Source organism: Nocardiopsis quinghaiensis, from assembly GCF_008638365.1.
GTDB classification, from domain to species: Bacteria; Actinomycetota; Actinomycetes; order Streptosporangiales; family Streptosporangiaceae; genus Nocardiopsis; species Nocardiopsis quinghaiensis.
Genome location: NZ_ML703343.1, coordinates 43,834 through 62,426 on the forward strand (window position 1 = coordinate 43,834; position 18,593 = coordinate 62,426).

At 71.8% G+C, this 18,593-nt stretch carries 16 protein-coding genes and 1 pseudogene; 11 read left to right on the plus strand and 6 right to left on the minus strand.

The window, feature by feature from the left end; all coding sequences use genetic code 11:
• Positions 1-241: 241 nt before the first annotated feature.
• From FYX01_RS04565 to FYX01_RS04605, 8 genes are all read left to right on the plus strand, one after another.
• On the plus strand, positions 242-637 hold the full coding sequence (locus FYX01_RS04565; protein WP_150237875.1) for a DUF3592 domain-containing protein: 396 nt from the start codon (positions 242-244) through the stop codon (positions 635-637).
• Positions 638-1,310: 673 nt separating this feature from the next.
• Positions 1,311-3,881, plus strand: coding sequence for a sensor histidine kinase (locus FYX01_RS04575; RefSeq protein ID WP_263363670.1), 2,571 nt, complete (start codon positions 1,311-1,313; stop codon positions 3,879-3,881).
• Between the two features lie 2 nt (positions 3,882-3,883).
• On the plus strand, positions 3,884-4,339 hold the full coding sequence (locus FYX01_RS04580) for a roadblock/LC7 domain-containing protein (RefSeq protein WP_150237877.1): 456 nt from the start codon (positions 3,884-3,886) through the stop codon (positions 4,337-4,339).
• An 8-nt stretch (positions 4,340-4,347) separates the two neighbouring features.
• Positions 4,348-4,788 carry a DUF742 domain-containing protein gene (locus FYX01_RS04585; protein ID WP_150237879.1) on the plus strand — a complete coding sequence of 147 codons (441 nt, stop codon included), beginning with the start codon at positions 4,348-4,350 and terminating at the stop codon, positions 4,786-4,788.
• Complete coding sequence (locus tag FYX01_RS04590) at positions 4,769-5,350, plus strand: GTP-binding protein (RefSeq protein WP_150237881.1); 582 nt, start codon at positions 4,769-4,771, stop codon at positions 5,348-5,350. Before FYX01_RS04585 ends, FYX01_RS04590 begins: the two co-directional genes overlap by 20 nt.
• A gap of 247 nt (positions 5,351-5,597) precedes the next feature.
• Positions 5,598-6,605, plus strand: a complete 1,008-nt coding sequence (locus FYX01_RS04595; RefSeq protein ID WP_150237883.1) for an oxygenase MpaB family protein — start codon at positions 5,598-5,600, stop codon at positions 6,603-6,605.
• Between the two features lie 115 nt (positions 6,606-6,720).
• Positions 6,721-7,692: an oxygenase MpaB family protein gene (locus FYX01_RS04600; protein WP_150237885.1), complete on the plus strand. Its 972-nt coding sequence runs from the start codon at positions 6,721-6,723 to the stop codon at positions 7,690-7,692.
• Positions 7,689-9,053 (plus strand): MFS transporter, encoded by a 1,365-nt coding sequence (locus FYX01_RS04605; protein ID WP_190394180.1) that lies wholly within the window; start codon positions 7,689-7,691, stop codon positions 9,051-9,053. The genes FYX01_RS04600 and FYX01_RS04605 overlap by 4 nt, the downstream gene beginning before the upstream one ends.
• Before the next feature lie 65 nt (positions 9,054-9,118).
• On the opposite strand, the gene FYX01_RS04610 is transcribed toward FYX01_RS04605, so the two are convergent.
• The 4 genes from FYX01_RS04610 to FYX01_RS04625 all read right to left on the minus strand — a co-directional run bounded on the left by FYX01_RS04610 (position 9,119) and on the right by FYX01_RS04625 (position 13,210).
• Complete coding sequence (locus tag FYX01_RS04610) at positions 9,119-9,871, minus strand: decaprenylphospho-beta-D-erythro-pentofuranosid-2-ulose 2-reductase (protein WP_150237887.1); 753 nt, start codon at positions 9,869-9,871, stop codon at positions 9,119-9,121.
• A gap of 55 nt (positions 9,872-9,926) precedes the next feature.
• A complete protein-coding gene (locus FYX01_RS04615) occupies positions 9,927-11,294 on the minus strand; it encodes an FAD-binding oxidoreductase (protein ID WP_150237889.1) in 1,368 nt (455 codons plus the stop codon).
• Entirely contained in the window at positions 11,291-12,214 is a 924-nt protein-coding gene (locus FYX01_RS04620; RefSeq protein WP_150237913.1) for a decaprenyl-phosphate phosphoribosyltransferase, read from the minus strand. The genes FYX01_RS04615 and FYX01_RS04620 overlap by 4 nt, the downstream gene beginning before the upstream one ends.
• A 72-nt stretch (positions 12,215-12,286) precedes the next feature.
• Positions 12,287-13,210 (minus strand): cell envelope lipid trafficking protein PgfA, encoded by a 924-nt coding sequence (locus FYX01_RS04625; RefSeq protein ID WP_150237891.1) that lies wholly within the window; start codon positions 13,208-13,210, stop codon positions 12,287-12,289.
• Positions 13,211-13,381: 171 nt separating this feature from the next.
• On the opposite strand from FYX01_RS04625, the gene FYX01_RS04630 reads away from it, so the two are divergent.
• Positions 13,382-14,674, plus strand: a complete 1,293-nt coding sequence (locus FYX01_RS04630; RefSeq protein WP_150237894.1) for an acyltransferase family protein — start codon at positions 13,382-13,384, stop codon at positions 14,672-14,674.
• Between the two features lie 46 nt (positions 14,675-14,720).
• Here FYX01_RS04630 and FYX01_RS04635 read toward each other — a convergent pair whose 3' ends face one another.
• A complete protein-coding gene (locus FYX01_RS04635) occupies positions 14,721-16,796 on the minus strand; it encodes a hypothetical protein (protein WP_150237896.1) in 2,076 nt (691 codons plus the stop codon).
• Between the two features lie 176 nt (positions 16,797-16,972).
• Here FYX01_RS04635 and FYX01_RS04640 point away from each other — a divergent pair, with 176 nt between their 5' ends.
• The gene (locus FYX01_RS04640) at positions 16,973-17,707 is read left to right on the plus strand and encodes a class I SAM-dependent methyltransferase (protein ID WP_317846043.1); all 735 of its coding nucleotides are present in this window, start codon (positions 16,973-16,975) and stop codon (positions 17,705-17,707) included.
• Positions 17,704-18,465 carry a class I SAM-dependent methyltransferase gene (locus FYX01_RS04645; RefSeq protein WP_150237900.1) on the plus strand — a complete coding sequence of 254 codons (762 nt, stop codon included), beginning with the start codon at positions 17,704-17,706 and terminating at the stop codon, positions 18,463-18,465. Before FYX01_RS04640 ends, FYX01_RS04645 begins: the two co-directional genes overlap by 4 nt.
• On the opposite strand, the pseudogene FYX01_RS04650 reads toward FYX01_RS04645, so the two are convergent.
• A pseudogene (locus FYX01_RS04650) lies at positions 18,462-18,593 on the minus strand (IS481 family transposase); the annotation flags it as partial. The gene FYX01_RS04645 and the pseudogene FYX01_RS04650 overlap by 4 nt on opposite strands.

Sequence of the window (18,593 nt, forward strand, 5' to 3'; positions counted from 1 at the left end):
CTCCCGTTCGTCCGATGGTCCGCGATCCCCATCCAACCTCATCTCCCCGTCCCCGCACGGTGTCTCGCGTCCGCCCCCGGCTCCGCCCCTGGCCGTGCATGGCATGCCTGGTCCTGTCCAGGCAGAATGGGACCGATGGGCGCGAACACCCCCGACCAGCCGATGAGCGGTCGGCGAGGGACCATCCCGCGCCGCCGCACCGAGCCAGAGCCCCAGGACGTCTGAGAGGACACCCCCCACGATGGTCCACCTGTACCCCCTGCTCCCACTCCTCTCCGGGGTGGCCATCCTCTGGATGGTGGCGCGCGACACCCGTCTCGAACTACGCCTGATCCGCTACGGGATGCGCGCCAAGGCCCGGGTGATCGGCTACCACGAGACCTCCACGGCCTCGCGCATGATCGTTCAGTTCCGCACCGAGGAGGGCGAGGAGGTACACGCCGAGCACGAGAACACCGGGTGGACCGCCTCCCGCGCCGGGGAGATCGTGACCGTCGCCTACGACCCCGACCGGCCCGCGACGGCCCGTATCGTGTCCGCGCCGTGGCTGTCGCACTGGGTACGGGGACTGTTCGGAGGGCTGGGCGTGATCCTGGCGTGCACGGGGCTGTTCCTGGGTTACCTGGAGTGGCGCTGACAGGCGGGGCGCAGCGCCGGAGGGACACGGCGAGGCGCCCGGCCGGCCGCGTGGGCGGCCGTAGCGGCGGTACCGCCCACACAGGTAGAGTGCCGCACCGGCGACCACGAACAACGGCACGGCGGCGACCGCCATGTCCACGGCGGTCTGTCCCCCGCCGAACGACTGGCCCACGGCACCTCCCCGTCCTGCGGCGTCGCCGCGCCCGTTCCGGCCGACAACGCTAGTACGCTCCACGACGGTGTGCGGGCCGAACGCGAATATCCTTCCCTGGTCGCGCCTTTGAGCGGTCCCGGCGGCGACAGCCGCGCGGAGCTGGGGTTGCGCGCCCTCTTTGCCTTATGTGACCTTTGCCCTATTGTCACAATGGTTGACAGGAGACAACACCTCTACCATCCACCCAAGAAGTAGACATTCTCGTCCTTCGTGGCAGACTGCTTCCTCACCCGGATATTTCAGCGTTTCATCGGCGAGATACGATCCCCACGCCGAAATGCCGTGTTTGTGGTTACCCTGCGGTACGTCCCGCGTCGAGAACCCCCGACGGACGCCGCCCCGCGGGGCAGGAGGCCGCGCTCAGCGGGCCGAGAAGTGCCGGATCTCCCGGCACCCGGCGCCCGCGGCCCCGCACCGCACCCCCGACAAACTTCAGACGCGGATCGACAGGAGAACCGTGCAGGCAGTACCCAAGCGACGCAGGCGGACGATCACCGCCCGTATCCGCGCAATGGTCATGATTCCCACCACCGCTCTGGTGGTGCTCTGGCTGATCCTCACCTTCACCCTCACCGGTGACGCGGTCATGCAGCTGATCCGCTCCAAGGCCACCAACGACCTGGTCACTCCCGCCGCCGTCGGCCTCGTGGACGTGATGCAGGAGCGGTCGCACACGATCGCCTTCCTCGAACACCCCGAGGACACCGAGTTGGAGCAGCGGCTGGCCGAGGCACGCGAGAGCACCGACTCCTCCATGGGCACGGTCATCGGAGAGCTGATCGGCTTCGCCGACATCGCACCCGGTGAGAGCGGCCACCACATCGAGATGCTGCACATGCAGTACGGCGAGATCGACACGCTGCGCGAGTCGGTCGACGCGGGCGACGCGTCCAGGAGCGACATCCTCGACTACTACAACGAGCTGATCCTGCACGGCGCCGACAGCTTCGACAGCCAGGCACGCGAGGGCGAGAACGGACCGGATTCGGTCAGCCCGGGCTTCACCGCGACCTACATGTTCCGCACCGTGGACCTGTTCTCGCAGGCCGACGCCCAGATCGCCCGCGCCTTCGCCAACGACGAGCTGACCCGGGAGGACCAGCACAGGTTCACCGAGCTGGTCGGCTCCTACGAGAGCTTCCTCTCGGCCAACGGCCGCTACCTGGAGGGCGAGGGCCAGGAGGAGCGCTTCGAGGCGGTGCTCGCGAGCCCCGAGTACCAGCGGCTGCAGGAGATGCAGCAGGCGATCATCGACCGCCAGGTCACCACCGAGACGGTCACCGACCCGGTCACCCTGGCGCCCGCCGAGGTCGAGGACCTGTCCATGCCGGTGGACGTCGCCGAGTGGTCCGATGCCTACGACCACGTGCTCTCCGAGCTCACCGCCATCGGTGCCGACGAGGCCCTGCACTCGGCCCAGATGACCCGCGAGACCGCCAACCAGGCCGTGCTGGTCGCCATCGCCGGCAGCCTCAGCGTCGCCGCCGTCATCCTGGGCGCGTTCCTGCTGGCACGCCGCTCCTCGGAGGCGCTCACCCAGCGCCTGCTGCGTCTGCGCGACGACTCCAACGACCTGGCCGAGCAGCGCCTGCCCGAACTCATGCGCCGCCTGCACCGGGGTGAGCGCGCGGACACCGAGACCGCCCTGCCCGGCCTGGCCGCCGACGACGACGAGATCGGTGACGTAGCCAAGGCGTTCAACACCGCCCAGCGCGCCGCCGTCCAGGAGGCGGTGCAGCAGACCGAGCTGCGCCAGGGCGTCAACCGCGTGTTCCTCAACATCGCGCACCGCAGCCAGACCCTGGTCCACCGTCAGTTGCGCCTGCTGGACCGGATGGAACGCGAGCAGGAGGACCCGGAGCAGCTGTCCCAGCTGTTCAAGCTCGACCACCTGGCCACCCGCTCGCGCCGTAACGCCGAGAACCTGCTCATCCTGGGCGGCGAGGCACCGGGGCGCACCTGGCACCGGCCGATGCCGCTGATCGACGTGCTGCGCGGCGCCATCTCCGAGTCCGGCGACTACACCCGGGTCAAGCGCGAGCGGATCGCCCGCGTCCACCTCAACGGCCCGGCCGTCGCCGACGTCATCCACCTGGTCGCCGAGCTGGTCGACAACGCCGCGATGTTCTCCCCGCCGCACACGCACGTGCGGCTGAGCAGCGACGACGTCCCCAACGGCGTGACGATCGAGATCGAGGACCGCGGCCTGGGCATGACCGAGAGCGAACTCGAGTCGGCGAACGCGCTGCTGTCCAGCCCGCCCGAGTTCGACGTGATGCGGCTCAACGAGAAGATGCGCCTCGGCCTGTTCGTGGTCTCGCACCTGGCGCATCGCCACGGCATCCGCGTGCACCTGCGCCCGTCGCCGTACGGGGGCGTGCAGGCGATCGTCCTGCTGCCGCACGGGCTGATCTCCGGTGACCGCGCCCCGCTCACCTCCTCCGAGAACGGCGACGGGGACGTGTGGGAGGTGAACGGGATCCCCGGCCGTTCGCCCGGTGAGCTGGAGTCCGGCAACGGCGGCAAGCCCGTGCTGACCCCGGTGTCCGCGCCGGTCGACGACGCCCCGGACGGGGAGGAGGCCGAGGCCCGCACGGAGCCCGCGCCCGAGGTCCGTCCGGTGACCGGCTCCGGGAGCGCGCCGGCCGACGGCGACGACTTCCTCGGCCCGGGCACGAACGGCGACCGGCCCTCCCTTCCCACCCGGACCCCGACCATCAGCGCGGTTCCCAGCCCCGACGCCGGATCCGGTGCCGAACCGCCCGCCACGGTCCCGGCCGGCGGGGGACGGCCTCCGCTGCCCAAGCGGCGCCCCCAGGAGAACCTGGCCCCGCAGCTGGCCACCGACCCCGAGCCCGACACCCGGAACGGACCCGCGGCGGGTGGCGCGCCCTTCCCGGAGAAGGCTCCGGGCAGCGCGGAGCGGCTGGCGCGCCTGCGCCGGAACATGTCCGCGTTCCAGAAGGGGACCGACCGCGGACGACGCGACGGCAAGCAGCAGACCAACGACACCGACAAGGACGCGTAACCGTGACGAGTACTCCCGAGAACGCCCAGCGCGACAGTGGAAGCGGCGCGGGCAAGAAGGACATCGACTGGCTGCTGGACGAACTGCTCGATCGCGCGGTGGGCTCCCGGCACGCGATCCTGCTCTCCGCCGACGGTCTCCTGATCGGGCGCTCCCACGAACTGGTCAAGGAGGACGCCGAGCACCTGTCCGCGGTGGCGTCCGCCTTCCAGAGCCTGGCCCGGGGCACCGGTCGCCACTTCGGCGGCGGCGAGGTGCTCCAGACCGTGGTGGAGATGGAGAGCGCGTACCTGTTCGTCACCGGCGCCGGGCGGGGCGCGTGCCTGGCGGTGCTGGCCGAGGAGAGCTCCGACGTCGGTCTCATCGCCTACGAGATGAACGTCCTGGTCGAGCAGGTGGGCCGCTATCTGGACGCCGCGCCCAGGCATGAGGGCACTTCCGGGGAAGCCACACGTTAGGGGACGTTATGCAAGCGCACAGCGAGTTGCCACCCGACGGAACACCGCACGGACTGCCGCACCGCGACGCGGTCGGCGGATACGACGAGGACGCGTCCGGAGCGCAGGACACCGGACCGCTCGTCCGCCCGTACGTGATCGCGCAGGGCCGCGACCACGCCGACACCGTCCAACTGGACATGATCAGCGTGGTGATCGCGGCCAAGCGCGCCGAGGTCGACGAGATGGCGCTGGAGCCGGAGCAGGTCCGCATCCTGGAACTGTGCCGCCGCCCCCAGTCGGTCGCCGAGGTGTCCGCGCACCTGGACATCCCGGTGGCCGTGGTCAAGGTCCTGCTGAGCGACCTCCTCAACCGCGGCCTCGCGTTGGCCCGCGCCCCCTACACAGCGAAGAGCCCGGTGAGCCGGGACGTACTCCAGGCGGTTCTCGATGGCATCCAACGACTCTGACGACACGCAGGCGCCCGTTCCGGCGGCGCTGAAAATCCTGGTGGCCGGAGGCTTCGGAGCCGGTAAGACCACACTGGTCGGATCGGTCAGCGAGATCGCGCCGCTGAGCACCGAGGAGGTGATGACCGAGGCCAGCTACGGGGTCGACGACCTGTCGGGGGTGGAGGCCAAGACGACCACCACCGTGGCACTGGACTTCGGCCGCATCACCATCAACCCCACCCTGGTGCTGTACCTGTTCGGCACACCCGGGCAGGAACGGTTCTGGTTCATGTGGGAGGAACTGTCGGAGGGCGCTCTGGGCGCGGTGGTCATCGCCGACACCCGCCGCCTGGAGACGTGCTTCGCCGCGGTGGACTTCTTCGAGCGGCGGGGCGTGCCGTTCGTGGTGGCGGTGAACTGCTTCGAGGGCGCCCACACCTACGCGGTCGACGAGGTCCGGGACGCGCTGAGCCTGGACCCGGCGATTCCGGTGGCGCTGTGCGACGCGCGGGACCGCGAGTCGTCCAAGAACGTGCTGGTGACGCTGATCAACCGGGTGGCCGAGCAGATGGCCGCCTGACACGTGCGCTGGAGGGGCCCGGGGCCGCTGCCCCGGGCCCCTCTTTCGTGTGCCTGGAGACAGAACCACAGGAAAGGGAACATTCCGGACACAGGCGGGGGTTGCGGACAGGTTTTGTGCCCCCGGAACCTCTGTACACAAGGGCCTTCCAGGTAAAGTGCGCCCCGTGGGACGTCATCGGGCGTCACCCACGGCAGATCATGGACCCGTCTGGGGCGGGCCCACACGAGGGTGACTGGAGTTCTCCATGAAGCGGTTCGAGTGGTACGACCGTATCCACGCTCTGGACGCAGAGGCCGACTGCGAGCAGATCGTGCGCATCCTCGGCAGTCACGAGTTCCCATGGGACATCGAGCAGGCACTGGGCCTGGCCCTGTACCGCACCTACGCCGTGCCCAGCGTCGGCGAGCTGCTGGCGCGCACACGCGAGTTCACCGAGCGCGCACAGCACCGCTACGACGACACCGCGCTGATCCTCAACGACATCATGGAGCACGGCTTCGGTCCCGGACGCGGACGCGACGCGCTGCGCCGGATGAACCAGATGCACCGCTCCTACGACATCAGCAACGACGACTACCGGTACGTCCTCAGCACGTTCGTGGTCATGCCCGTGCGCTGGCTCAACGACTACGGATACGGCTGGCGCAGACTGACCGACCACGAGGTCGACGCGTCCACCAACTACTACCGCAAACTCGGCAGGCACATGGGGATCAAGGACATCCCCGAGACCTACGAGCGGTTCCGCGATCTCATGGACTCCTACGAGCACGAGCACTTCGCCTACACCGAGGGCGGACGCGCGGTCTCCGACTCCACCCTCAAGGTGATGGTGGACTTCTACCCGGCCTGGCAGCGGCCCCTGGTACGCCCCTTCACCAAGGCGCTGCTCGACGACCGGCTCATCCGGGCCTTCGACTACCCCGAGCCCTCGGCCGCCTGGCGCAGGCTCAGCGACGCGGCGCTGAAGCTGCGCGCCGGGGTCGTGCGCCGGATGAGGCCGCGCGAGGAACCGCGCTGGGCCCGCCAGAGTCCCAACATCCGCAGCTACCCCGACGGCTACGACCCGTCCCGTATCGGCACCTTCCCCCAGGGCTGCCCGATCCCGCACGGCATGGCCACCCGGGAGGTCGCGGCCACGGGCGCCCGCGTGCCCGCACCGGACCAGGCCGTGGCTCCGGCGTCGTCCCCGGACCCCGTCCCCTCCGGTGACACGGACACCGCGGCGTCCCCCCGGGCCGCGGAGGAGTAGCCCCCGCCTCCCCCGTACGGCACGCGCTCGGCCCGGCTCCCCCGTCCCCGCCTCGCACACCCCCGCCTCGCACACCCCCGGCCCGTACCACCCCCTTCCCTGGAGGAACCCGCCAATGAAGCGTTTCGCTCTCCGAGACGAGATCCATCGCCTGGACGCCGAGGCCGACTGCGTACGGATCATGCAGATCCTCAACGCCCACGAGTTCCCCTGGGACATGGGCCGGGCGCTCGGCATCGCCCTGTACCGCACCTACGCCGTGCCCAGCGTCGGCGAGCTGCTCGGCCGGACCAACGAGTTCACCGGCAGCACCCAGAAGCGCTACGACGACACCGCGCTGATCCTCAACAACATGATGCGGTACGGCTTCGAGCCGGGCAGGGGGCGCGACGCGCTGCGCCGGATGAACCAGATGCACCGCTCCTACGACATCAGCAACGACGACTACCGGTACGTCCTCAGCACGTTCGTGGTCATGCCCGTGCGCTGGCTCAACGACTACGGATACGGCTGGCGCAGACTGACCGACCACGAGGTCAGCGCGGTCACCAACTACTACCGCAAACTCGGAAAGTACATGGGGATCAAGGACATCCCCGAGACCTACGAGCGGTTCCGGGACCTCATGGACTCCTACGAGCGCGAGCACTTCGCCTACACCGAGGGCGGACGCGCGGTCTCCGACTCCACCCTCGACCTGATGGTGACCTTCTACCCGCGGCGTGTGTCCGGACTGGCCCGGAGGTTCTCCATGGCGATCCTGGACGAGTCGCTCATCGAGACCTTCCGCTACGACCCGCCCAGCAGGGCGTGGCGCAGGGCGGCCGACATCGCGCTGAAGCTGCGCGCCAGGGTCGTGCGCCGGATGAAGCCGCGCGAGGAGCCGCTGTGGGCGGACGGCAACCCGAACATCCGCAGCTACCCGCAGGGCTACGACGTCAACCAGATCGGCACGTTCCCGAAGGGCTGCCCCGTGGCGCACGACGTGGACCCGGTCGGCCACGAGGAACTGTACGCCGCGGAGACCCGAAAGGATGACGCCCCGGACGGTGCACGGGCCGAGGCGTCCGCGGACGGCCACCCGTGACCGCCACGGTCGGCTCCGCGCCGGCCGGCGGCGCCGCGAGCGGCGGACGGACCGCGTCGCTGCCCCGGTCCGTGCACGTCTGGTACGGCAGCGGAGCGGTGGCCACGGGCGTCTTCAACACGGTGCCGGGGCTGCTGCTCCTGATCTACCTGACCGACACCCTGGCGGTGAGCCCCGCGCTGGCCGGGCTGGTGGTGTTCCTGCCCAAACTGATCGACCTTCTGGTCAGTCCGTATATCGGCATCTGGTCGGATAGGACGCGCTCGTCGTGGGGACCGCGCCGCCCGTGGATGCTGGCCGGGGCGCTGGCCCTGCCGGTGCTGTTCGCCGCGATGTTCGCCGGTCCGCCCCTGGAGGGAAACGCCGCCGCCGGGTACGTGGCGGCGGTGTTCGTGGCCGCCGCGCTGGCGTCGTCGGTGTTCCAGGTGCCGCACACGGCCATGCCCGGGGAGATCACCTCCGACTACCACGAGCGGTCCACGCTCAACACGTGGCGGACCGCGTTCGTGGGACTCGCCCTGATGCTGGGCGGCGCCCTGGCCCCGGTCCTGCAGTCGGCCCCCGAGGACACCGTGACCGGGTACCGGATGATGGGCCTGGTCATGGGCGGCGTGGTACTGGTGTCGATGCTGAGCTCGGTGGTCGGAACGCGTCGTGCGCCGCGTCCGGTGTTCCCGCACCGCTCCGAGGGCCTGTTCGCCCAGCTGCGGACGGCCTTCGCCCACCGCCACTTCCGGGTGCTGTTCCCCGCCAACCTTCTGATGGCGACGGCCGGAGGCACCATGGTGGCCGGTGTGCCGTACGTGACGGCCAACGTCATGGGCAGGCCGGAGTACACGAGCGTCCTCATGGTGTGCGTGCTGGTGCCGCTGATCGCCTCGGCTCCGCTGTGGAAGCGGCTGTCGGTGCGGGTGGACAAGCGCCGCACGGCCGGGTACTCGGCCGTGGTGTTCGTTCTGGGCGCCCTGGGACTGCTGATGATCCCCCTGTGGGGCCTTCCCGGCGCCGCGCTCTCCTCCGTGCTGGTGGGCGTGGGCCTGTCCGGGACGACGCTGCTGCCGTGGTCGATGCTGGCCGACTGCCTGGCCACCGCCGACACCTCGGGCCAGCGCCAGGGCGGGGTGCTGTCGGGCGTGTGGACCTCGGGTGAGGCCATGGCGCAGTCGGTGGGCACCGGTTTGCTGTCCCTGTCGCTGGCGCTGAGCGGCTACGTGGAGTCCGGAGCGGGCGAGGTGGTCCGGCAGAGCGAGGGGGCGCTGCTCGGCATGCTGGTCGGCAGCGCGCTCGTGCCCGCCGCGGTGATGCTGTGCTGCCTGGTTCCGCTGGCGTTCTACCGGCTGACCGCCGAGGACGCGGGGTAGCCCGGCTGCCTCCGGAGCCGTCGGGGCGGGGGCCTCCCGCGTGCGGGCGCCCCCGTCGACCGGGCTCAGCGGCTCAGGCGGCGCCACAGGGCGCGCGGCATCAGCCGCATGCCCGCGAAGAGCGGCTGGAGCACGCCCGGAGCCCACACGGTCGTGGCGTCCGAGCGCAATCCGGCCGACACCGCGTCCGCGACCTGGCCGGGGGTGGCGGGGAACGGGGCGGGTTCCACGTGCGCGGACATCCGCGTCGGCACGTATCCCGGCCGCACCACCAGCACCCGTGCCCCGGATCCGTACAGGGAGTCGGCCAGTCCCTGCGCGAAGCCGTCCAGGCCAGCCTTGGCGGACCCGTACACGAAGTTGGACCTGCGCACCCGCACGCCCGCCACGGAGGAGAGCACCACCAGCGTCCCGTGCCCCTGTTCGCGCAGGCGCGCGGCCACGGCCAGTCCCACGGACACGTGTCCGGTGTAGTTGACCCCGGCGGAGCGGGCGGCGGCGGCCGGATCGGCCTCGTACTCGGACTGCTCGCCGAGCACCCCGAAGGCGTCCACCACCACGTCCAGGTCGCCCACCAGCGCCACCGCCTCCGCCACGGTGCCGGTATGGGTGTCGGGCAGGCCGGCGTCGAAGTCCACCGAGTGCACGGAGGCGCCGAGCCCGGTGAGCGCGCCCGGTGGGGAGGAGACCCCGCCCCGGGCCGCCAGTACCACCTCGCGGGCGCCCTCGCGGACCAGCCGCTCGACGATGGCCGTACCGATCTCGCTGCGGCCGCCGAGCAGCAGCACGCTCCGTACCGATCCCACCGAGTCGCGCACGGCGCTCCCCCGCCTTCCTCGAACAGTCGTCATCGTGTCCCCGCCCGGGCCGGTGTCACAGGAGCCGCAGGCGGCGGGCCATGTCGGAGACCAGTACCCCGTCCGGATCGGCCCGCTCCCGCACCCGGCGCCACGCGGGCAGCTCCGGGTACATGGCGTGCACGGTCTCGGCACGGGCCCGGCCGTCCTTGGCCAGGTACAGGCGTCCCCCCGCCGCGACCAGCCGCTCGTCGAAACCGTGCAGCGCCGCGCCGAGCCCGGGCAGGTCCGCGGGCAGGTCCACGGCCAGCGACCACCCGGGACGGGGGAAGGACAGCGGCCCCGGCGTCGGCTCGCCCATCCGCTTGAGGACCGCCAGGAACGAGGGCGCACGCGCCCGGGACAGGCTCTCGGCGACACCCGCCAGGGTGCCCTCCTCGCCGAAGGGCACCACGAACTGGTACTGCACCGCCCCGGGGCGCCCGTACATCCGGTTCCACCCCCGCAGGGCGTCCAGCGGATGGAAGTAGGCGGTCAGAGGTTGGGCCTGGCCGCGCCGGCGCCGGGGTGCCCGGTTGAGGTGGAGGGCGTTGAACGCGCCGACACTCCACCGGTTCACGGTCCCCACCGGCGGGGTGAGGGGCGGCACGGGCACGCCCGCGCTCCGGTACCGCAGCGGCCGTCGGCGCAGCGGCGGCGGAAGGTCGCCCAGCCGCGCGTGGCGGGCCCGGGTGACCACTCCCCTGCCCAGGGCCCCGCCCCGGGCGAACAGGTCCAGCCAGGCCACCGAGTACCGGTCGTCGGCGTGCGCCATCAGTTCCAGGGTCTCCTCCAGGCTCCCCGTCCGATCGGTGTCCACGCGCATGTAGGAGGACTCGACCGGGAACACGGCCAGGGTCGCCTCGGTGACCACCCCGGTCAGTCCCATACCGCCGACGGTCGCCCAGAACAGCTCGGGGTCCCCGCCGTCCGGGCCCGGCCCCAGGCGGCGCGTGCGCCCGTCCGCCGTGACCAGGGTGAGGGCGCGCACGTGCGCCCCGAGGGAGGAGGCGGCGGGGTGGTTCTTGCCGTGGACGTCGGCGGCGATCGCCCCGCCCAGGGTGACGTGCCGGGTCCCGGGGGTGACGGGGACGAAGTGGCCGCGGCGCAGCAGGTGGGCGATGAGGCGGTCCATGCTGGTGCCCGCCGGGGCGGTGACCTCACCGCGTGCGGTGTCCAGGTGCACGGGCCCGGTCAGCCCGGTGCAGTCCAGCACCAGTCCCCCGGCGTCCTGGGCGGCGTCGCCGTAGGAGCGTCCGAGTCCGCGCGGCAGCGCACCGCGCCCTCCGGCCCCGGCGAGCGCCTCGGCCACCTGCTCGGGGGTGCGGGGACGCACCACGTGGGCGGCCGTGGGCGAGGTGAGTCCCCACCCGCTCAGGAGGGTCCGCTGTTCCGGCCGGTTCACAGGTAGATCCCCAGTCCCACCAGGACCACGAGTGCGCCGAGGACGAGCTGCAGGGGCCGGTCGCGCAGGGCGATGTCCTCGGGTTCCTCCCCCACGCCCCGGTCCACGAGCAGGTTGTAGCGCAGGACGAACATGATGAACGGAACGATACTCACCGCGTGGAAGAGCGTCCGCGGTCCCTCGCCCTGTTCCAGCGCCCACAGGCAGTAGGTGACGATCATGGCGCCCGACGCCATGGTGCGGGTCTGGGCCAGGTAGGCGGTGGTGTAGCCGCGCAGGGTCGGCCGGACGGCGTCCGCGCTCCCGCGCGCACGCAGTTCGGCCTCACGCTTGCCGACCACCACCAGGAGCGCGGCCAGCGACACCACGATCACGAACCACGAGGTCAGCGGCACGCCGACGGCCACCCCGCCCGCGACGGCGCGCAGCACGTGGCAGGCGGCGACCGCGACCAGGTCGCACACCACCACGTCCCGCAGATGGCGCGTGTACACCAGCGTGAGCAGCACGTACCCGGCGATCAGGGCCGAGAGCGGAAGGTTGCCCAGCGGCAGGGAGGCCAGCGGCGCGGCGGCGCAGAACAGGACTCCCGTCGTGACGGCCACCGGGACGGGGAGCGCGCCGGAGGCGACCGGCCGGTGGCGCTTGCGCGGGTGCGCGCGGTCCCGGTGCGCGTCGTGGACGTCGTTGAGCAGGTAGGTGCCGCTCGCGGCCACGCAGAACAGGGCGAACACCGCGGCGCAGGTCAGCAGCGCCTCGGGGCGGGTGAGCGCCCCCGCGGCCGCGGGGGCGGCCAGGACGAGGAGGTTCTTGAGCCACTGCCGGGGCCGGCACGCCCCCATGAGCGTGAGGGCCGTTGCCCGGTCCTCGGGCGGGGCCCCGCCCGCCGCGGGCCCCGTGGCCCGCGTCCTCTCCGTCACCGAGGGCGCGGGGGAGGAGGGCACGCACCGGTGCGCCCGGTCGGGCGCTCCGGTGCGGGACGGGTGCGTGGATCAGCTGTACTGGTCATGGCGGCGCCCCGTGAGGAACAGCACGACCGCGACGCCGACGAAGCCGACACCGACGACGAGGCAGACGATGGGAAGGGTGGTGTGCAGCAGGGGCAGCATGGTGCGTCCCTGCTCGGATTTCTCGGCCGCGGCCTGGACCGACTCCTCGTCGGAGACGAGCTCGGCGTCGAACAGGTTCAGCACCTCCTCGCCGTCCACCACGACGACGCGGTTCTGGTCCTCGCTGATCTTGAGGGGGGAGCCGGTGACGGGCTCGATCCAGTAGGTGCGGGTGATGGAGAAGACCTCGTCTCCGGTGACGTCGCCCTCGCCCTCCAGCCCGGCCACCGAGCGCGGCAGGGTGCGCTCGCCGGTGGTGGCCCCGTCGACCTCCTGGACGAACTTGTAGGTCTCGATGCCCTCGACCTCCTCGGTCCCCCGGAACTCCATGGGGACGACCTCCTGGACGGTGGTCTCGAAGAAGTCGTAGTCACGCTGCTCGGTGTAGAAGGGGAACTTCCACGCCTGGCCGCTCTGGGCGACGGACTCGTCGTTGACCATGGCGTCGCAGCAGTCGACGGCCTCTCCCGTGACACGGTCGTGCCCGGCCCGGCGGCTGCTGGAGGTGATGCCGAAACCGGTGTCGGCGTCCTTGACCCAGGTGAACTGGTCCCACACCGCCGTCTCGTCGGTGCTGGAGGCCACGTCGGCCCGGATGGTCGACGTGGCCTCCAGCACGGCGCCCTCGACGAGTTCCACGTCCTCGATGTTGAAGTAGGTGGCCCCCTCGTCGGTGAGGACTGTTTGGCTGTAGTAGTCCAGAGGGGTCTTCATCAGGGAACTCGACAACCACGTACGCGCCATGGGGGCGAGGGCGAGGAAGAAGACCCCGAACGCGACGAGAACGACCGCAACGGTACGGCGCATGTGCCCTCCTGGGCGTATGAGAGTCCAGATCTGGAACTGGGTCTAGTGGAACTAGGTTCAGTTCCGGGTAGAGTACTGCCCAGTAGGGAACGACGTCACCAGGGCGTGTCGAAATTTTTATAACACGTTCTAGTGAAACGCGTTCTGGATCCTCCCCTACCTGGAAGGCCCATGGCGCCCCATCCCTCCGCGCCCGAGGACCGCGACGTGCAGGTCCCCTCCCGGAGCGCCGATCCCCGGCTGCTCCTCCCGCAGGTCGACGGCCGCCACGAGGCCCTCGACGGCATCCGCGCCACGGCCGCCCTGATGGTCCTGGTCTTCCACGTCGCCGCCGAGACCGGTGAGGCCCTGGCCCCCGGTGTGCTCGGCGGGCTGCTGTCCTCCCTCGACCTGGCCGTGCCCCTGTTCTTCACCCTCTCCGGCGTGCTGCTGTACCGGCCCTGGGCCCGCGCCGCCCTGGACGGTGTGCGCGGACCGCGCGCACGCACCTACCTGTGGCGCCGTGCCGCACGCGTGTTCCCCGCCTACTGGGTGGTGGCCGTGGCGGCGCTGCTGGTCCACTCCCAGGACGAGCTCGGCTCACCGCGGTACTGGGGGGAGGTCCTCACCCTGACCTTCCCCTTCAACACCGACCCCCCGTGGCTCGGCACCGGCCCCCACGGGCTGGGCCAGATGTGGAGCCTGTCGGTGGAGGTCAGCTTCTATCTGCTGCTGCCGCTGCTCGGCCTGGTGCTGGCCCTGTGGGCGCGCCGGGGCCGGGACGTGGACGCCCGGGGCGGACGCCTGCTCGTCGGCCTGGCCGTGATGGCGGTGCTGGGCCTGGTCGCCCTGGTCCCGCAGTTCCATCCCGAGCAGCGCGCGTACATGCACACCTGGCTGCCCCGGGCGGCGGGCCTGTTCGCGGCCGGGATGGCACTGGCCGTGCTCTCGGAGTGGGCGTGGCGCGAGCCCGGCGCGGACGGCCCGGTGCGCCGCTTCTGCCGGACCGTCGCCGCCTCCCCGGGGGTGTGCTGGCTGCTCGCGGGCGGGTTCTTCGTCCTCAACGCCACCGACGCCGCGGGGAGCCGGCTCGTCGGCTCGGGCGACATCTGGACCTCGGCGGTGCACTCGCTGACGGGGATCGGGTTCGCGTTCTTCCTGGTCGCGCCCGCCGCTCTGGCCCCGCACCCGGCCTCGGCACCGGTTCCGCTGCGCCGGGCCGCCGCCTGGCGGAGCGGGCGGTGGATGGAAGCACTGCTGCGGCACCGGGTGAGCCAGTTCCTCGCCCGGATCTCCTACGGCGTGTTCCTGTGGCAGTTCATGGTGCTGTACCTGTGGCGCGACTTCACCGGGCAGGAGGTCTACACCGGGTCGTTCTGGCTGGACGTGGTGCCGGTGACGATCGGAACGGTACTGCTCGCCATGGCGACCCACCGGTGGGTGGAGAAGCCCGTCCGGCGCTGGTCCCACCGGTTCCTCCGGTAGGGAGGAACGGCGCCCGGAACGTGCTCGGCGGGCACGCCGCACTCCCCTAGTCCCCGGGGCGGCCGTCCTCCTCCGACACCCACGGGTTGCCCTCCACGGTCGGCGCCATCCCGCCCACCGACACCCAGTTCAGGCACAGCCCGCCCCGGTCCTCGGGCTCCTCGGGCAGGAACACCGCCAGCCTCTCCCCGGGCGCGCCCACCGGCACGTGCCAGGTGCCGTTCTCCGAAGCGGCGGGCAGGTCCACCTCGATCCAGTCGTCGCCGAGCGCCACCACCACGCCGACGTCCTCCTCGGACGTGTAGCCGAGGGTGGCGACCTGGGTGGAGCCGCCGTGCGCCCGCACCGGCCAGGACACGAGCCCCTCCCAGGGCTCCAGGCAGTCGTCCTCCGGTCCGGGGGCGAACATGTCGCTGCCGTCGGAGGGCCGGGCCGGGACCAGGTAACCCGCGTCGTTGAACACGTAGGCGGTGTCGGACTCCTCGGGCTCGGTCATCCGCCGGGCGACCTCGGGCGGTGCCAGCGGCGTCAGCACCCACGAACTCAGGCTGCGCGGGCCGTTCCACTCCAGGACCACGTCCTCCGGAACCGGGCGCGCGTACAGGCCGCCCTCCTCCGGAACGTCCGCCAGTGACGCCCGCACCGTGTCCAGGTACCACTGGAGGCGGTCGCCGCTCAGGGTCTGCGCGTAGGCGTGTGTGGAGTAACCCGCCGCCGCCGCGTACACCACCGTCGCCAGCACCGCGGCGGTCCGGGCGCCGCGCCGGGGCCGCCTCCGGTAGGGCGCCGCCCGCGGGGCCGGAACCTCCCCCGCTCCGCCGACCAGGGCACGCGCCCTCTCCTCCCGGGTGGGCAGGTAGGCCAGGGCCAGGCACAGCGCGAACACCAGCGCCGCGTCCGCCACGTACCGGGGATCCGTGGCGGCCACGTCCTGGAACCGGCCCCGCGCGATGATCGTCGGGACGATGTCCACGACCACCACGTAGCCCAGCAGCAGCGTCCACGCCCGCCACGCCCCGCGCCGCATCCGCAGGCTGACCAGCACGATCACCGCGAACACGGCCCAGGCGCCCAGCACCACCACACCGCGGGGGTCGACGAGGCCGCCCGCCGGGGTGACGGGTCCCCACTCCAGCGGGCCGCCCAGGGCGCCGACCGGGAACACCTCGGTGAGCAGCCCGCGCAGCATCGCCAGCGCGGGCCGGCTCTCGGGCACGCCCGCGCCCTCACCGCCCTCCTCCACCCGCATCCGTGCCAGGTAGAACACCGCGTAGGCGGCGAAGAGCACGCCCATCGCCACCCAGAACGGCCGGTGCAGCGCCCAGGCGCGGCGGGCACCGGCGACCGGGCCGCCCGGGTAGAGGTGTGCGGCGGCCACCGCGAACAGCACCGGCGGCAGGAACACCGCCTTGACCGTGAACAGCATGCCGAACACGACGGCGCCGCCCGCCCACCAGATGACGCGCTGGTCACCGGTGCGCAGGTAGCGCACGGTCCACAGCAGGGCGAGCGCCAGGGCGAGCTGGAAGGGGACCGCGTTGAGCGCCGCCGACCACCAGCCCAGGACGGGGACGGTCAGCGGGGCCAGCACGTACACGGTCAGCGGGACCAGCAGTGCCCAGCGGCGGCCGAACAGCTCCCACAGCAGGCGGAGGAAGACCAGCATGGCGGCGGCCTGGAGGACCAGCATCGAGCCCGCGCTGATCCACCACTCGTAGGGCCAGAACGTGGTCTGGAGGTAGACCAGGAACAGGGCGCCCGGCATCAGGTGGCCCTTGTGGAGGGAGAACAGGTAGTCCGGCCCCAGGTCGCTGGCGTGGGCGTTGGCGAAGAAGAGGTAGTCGTCCTCCACGAAGTAGGCCTCGCCGAGCACGTAGAACCTGAGCCCGACGGCCACCGCCACCAGCAGCAGCCCGGCCAGGACCAGGCGGTCGCGCGCCAGGCGGCGCGCGGTGGCCAGCGCCGCTCGGGCCAGCTCGCCGAGGCCGGGGCCCTGTTCGTCGGGCTCCTCGACCGGACGGCGTACCCTGGGCGGCCTGTCCGGGCTACCGGCGGGTACCGCCGCCGGGGTCCCGGTACCGGGGCCGTCGTGCCCACTCTCCGTGGGAGGAACAGGCGACATCGATTTCCCTCCCGCCGCAGAGGTTGGCCAACCCGGAAGATGGGTGCCAGAATACAACACGTTCCACTTTTTCCCTGACCCTTGTCGCAGGCTGTTCAGGCCCGCACACCCAGAACAGGAACACGATACAGAACCGTGTCCCGCCGGGGTCGTGAGCACCGTGGAGGTGATTGCCGGTGGGACTCGAACAGGTCCGCCGCGACTGGACCCGGCTGGGTTCCGCCGAGCCCCTGTGGGCGGTGTGCGTGGATCCCGGCAAACGGGGCGGAGGCTGGGACGACGACGAGTTCCTCGCCTCCGGACGGGCCGAGGTCGATCCGTCCGTCGCCCGCCTGGAGGAGCTGGGCATCCGTCCCGGGGGCGGCCGGGTGCTGGACTTCGGATGCGGCGCGGGACGGCTGTCCAACGCGCTGGCCGCGCACTTCGACGAGGTCGTGGGGGTGGACATCTCCGCGCCGATGCTCGCGGAGGCCCGTCGTCTGGACCGCTCCGGAGGCCGGATCAGGTTCGAGTTGAACGAGCGCCCGGACCTGTCGATGTTCGGGGGCGACTCGTTCGACCTGGTCTACACCGACCTGGTCCTGCAGCACCTGCCGCCCGACCTGGCCGAGGGCTACGTGCGCGAGTTCGCGAGGGTGGTGCGCCCCGGCGGGGCCATGGTCCTGGGCGTGCCCGAGTCCGAGCGGCGCACCTTCAAGGGAATGGTGTTCCGGTACGCGCCGTGGCCGCTGGTGGCCCTGGCTCAGCGGACGCTGCTGCGCTACCCGGCGCCGATGCGGATGCACACCCTGCCCGCCGAGCGCATCGCCGGACTGGTCCCGGGCGGCCGGATCGCCGCCTCCGACGAGTACTGGGGCGGGGACCACTGGCGCCACCTGCGCCACTACGTGGTACTGGAGGACGCCGCGTGACCGGTGAGGCCGCCCGCGCCGACGGCACCGTCCCGTTCCGCGCCACCCTGGGCCGCTCGGTGGGACTGTTCGCCGCCTTCCGCGGGGAGCAGACCGACCCCGCCCGCTTCTACGGCACCCTGGCCCGCGACACCGTCGCCCAGCTGCGCTCCTACACCCCCCTGGACGGCAGGCTCGTGGTGGACGTGGGCGGCGGTCCCGGCTACTTCGCCGACGAGCTGCGCGCCGCGGGGGCACGCTGCCTGTGCGTGGACTCCGACGCCCACGAGATGACCCTGCACGGCCGTGAGGCCGACACCCACGGCGTCCAGGGCAGTGCCCTGGAGCTGCCGCTGCGCGGTGGTTCGGTGGACGTGTGCTTCTCCTCCAACGTGCTGGAGCACGTGCCGGACCGGATCCGGATGGCCGACGAGATGGTGCGCGTGACCCGGCCCGGCGGGCTGGTGTACCTGTCGTACACGCTGTGGCTGTCCCCGTGGGGCGGGCACGAGACCTCCCCGTGGCACTACCTGGGCGGCGCGTACGCGGCCGAGCGGTTCGCGCGGCGCCACGGGAGACGGCCCAAGAACGACTTCGGCCGCACCATGTACGCCGCCCACGCCAAGGAGATGCTGCGCTGGACACGCGGGCGCTCCGACGTGGACGTGGTGGACGTCCGCCCCCGTTACCTGCCCGGGTGGGCCAAGCCGGTCGTGCGCGTGCCCCTGCTGCGCGAGATCGTCACCTGGAACCTGCTGCTGGTGCTGCGCAGGCGCTAGTTGTACTGACCTGAGAGGTTAGGTACGCGCATGGCGGGAGGGCCGCTGATCGCGGTGTGGAACCGGTGGTGATTGTAGTGATGCAGCCATCCGGTGAAGGCCTCCCGCCGTTGGGACTCGGACGCATA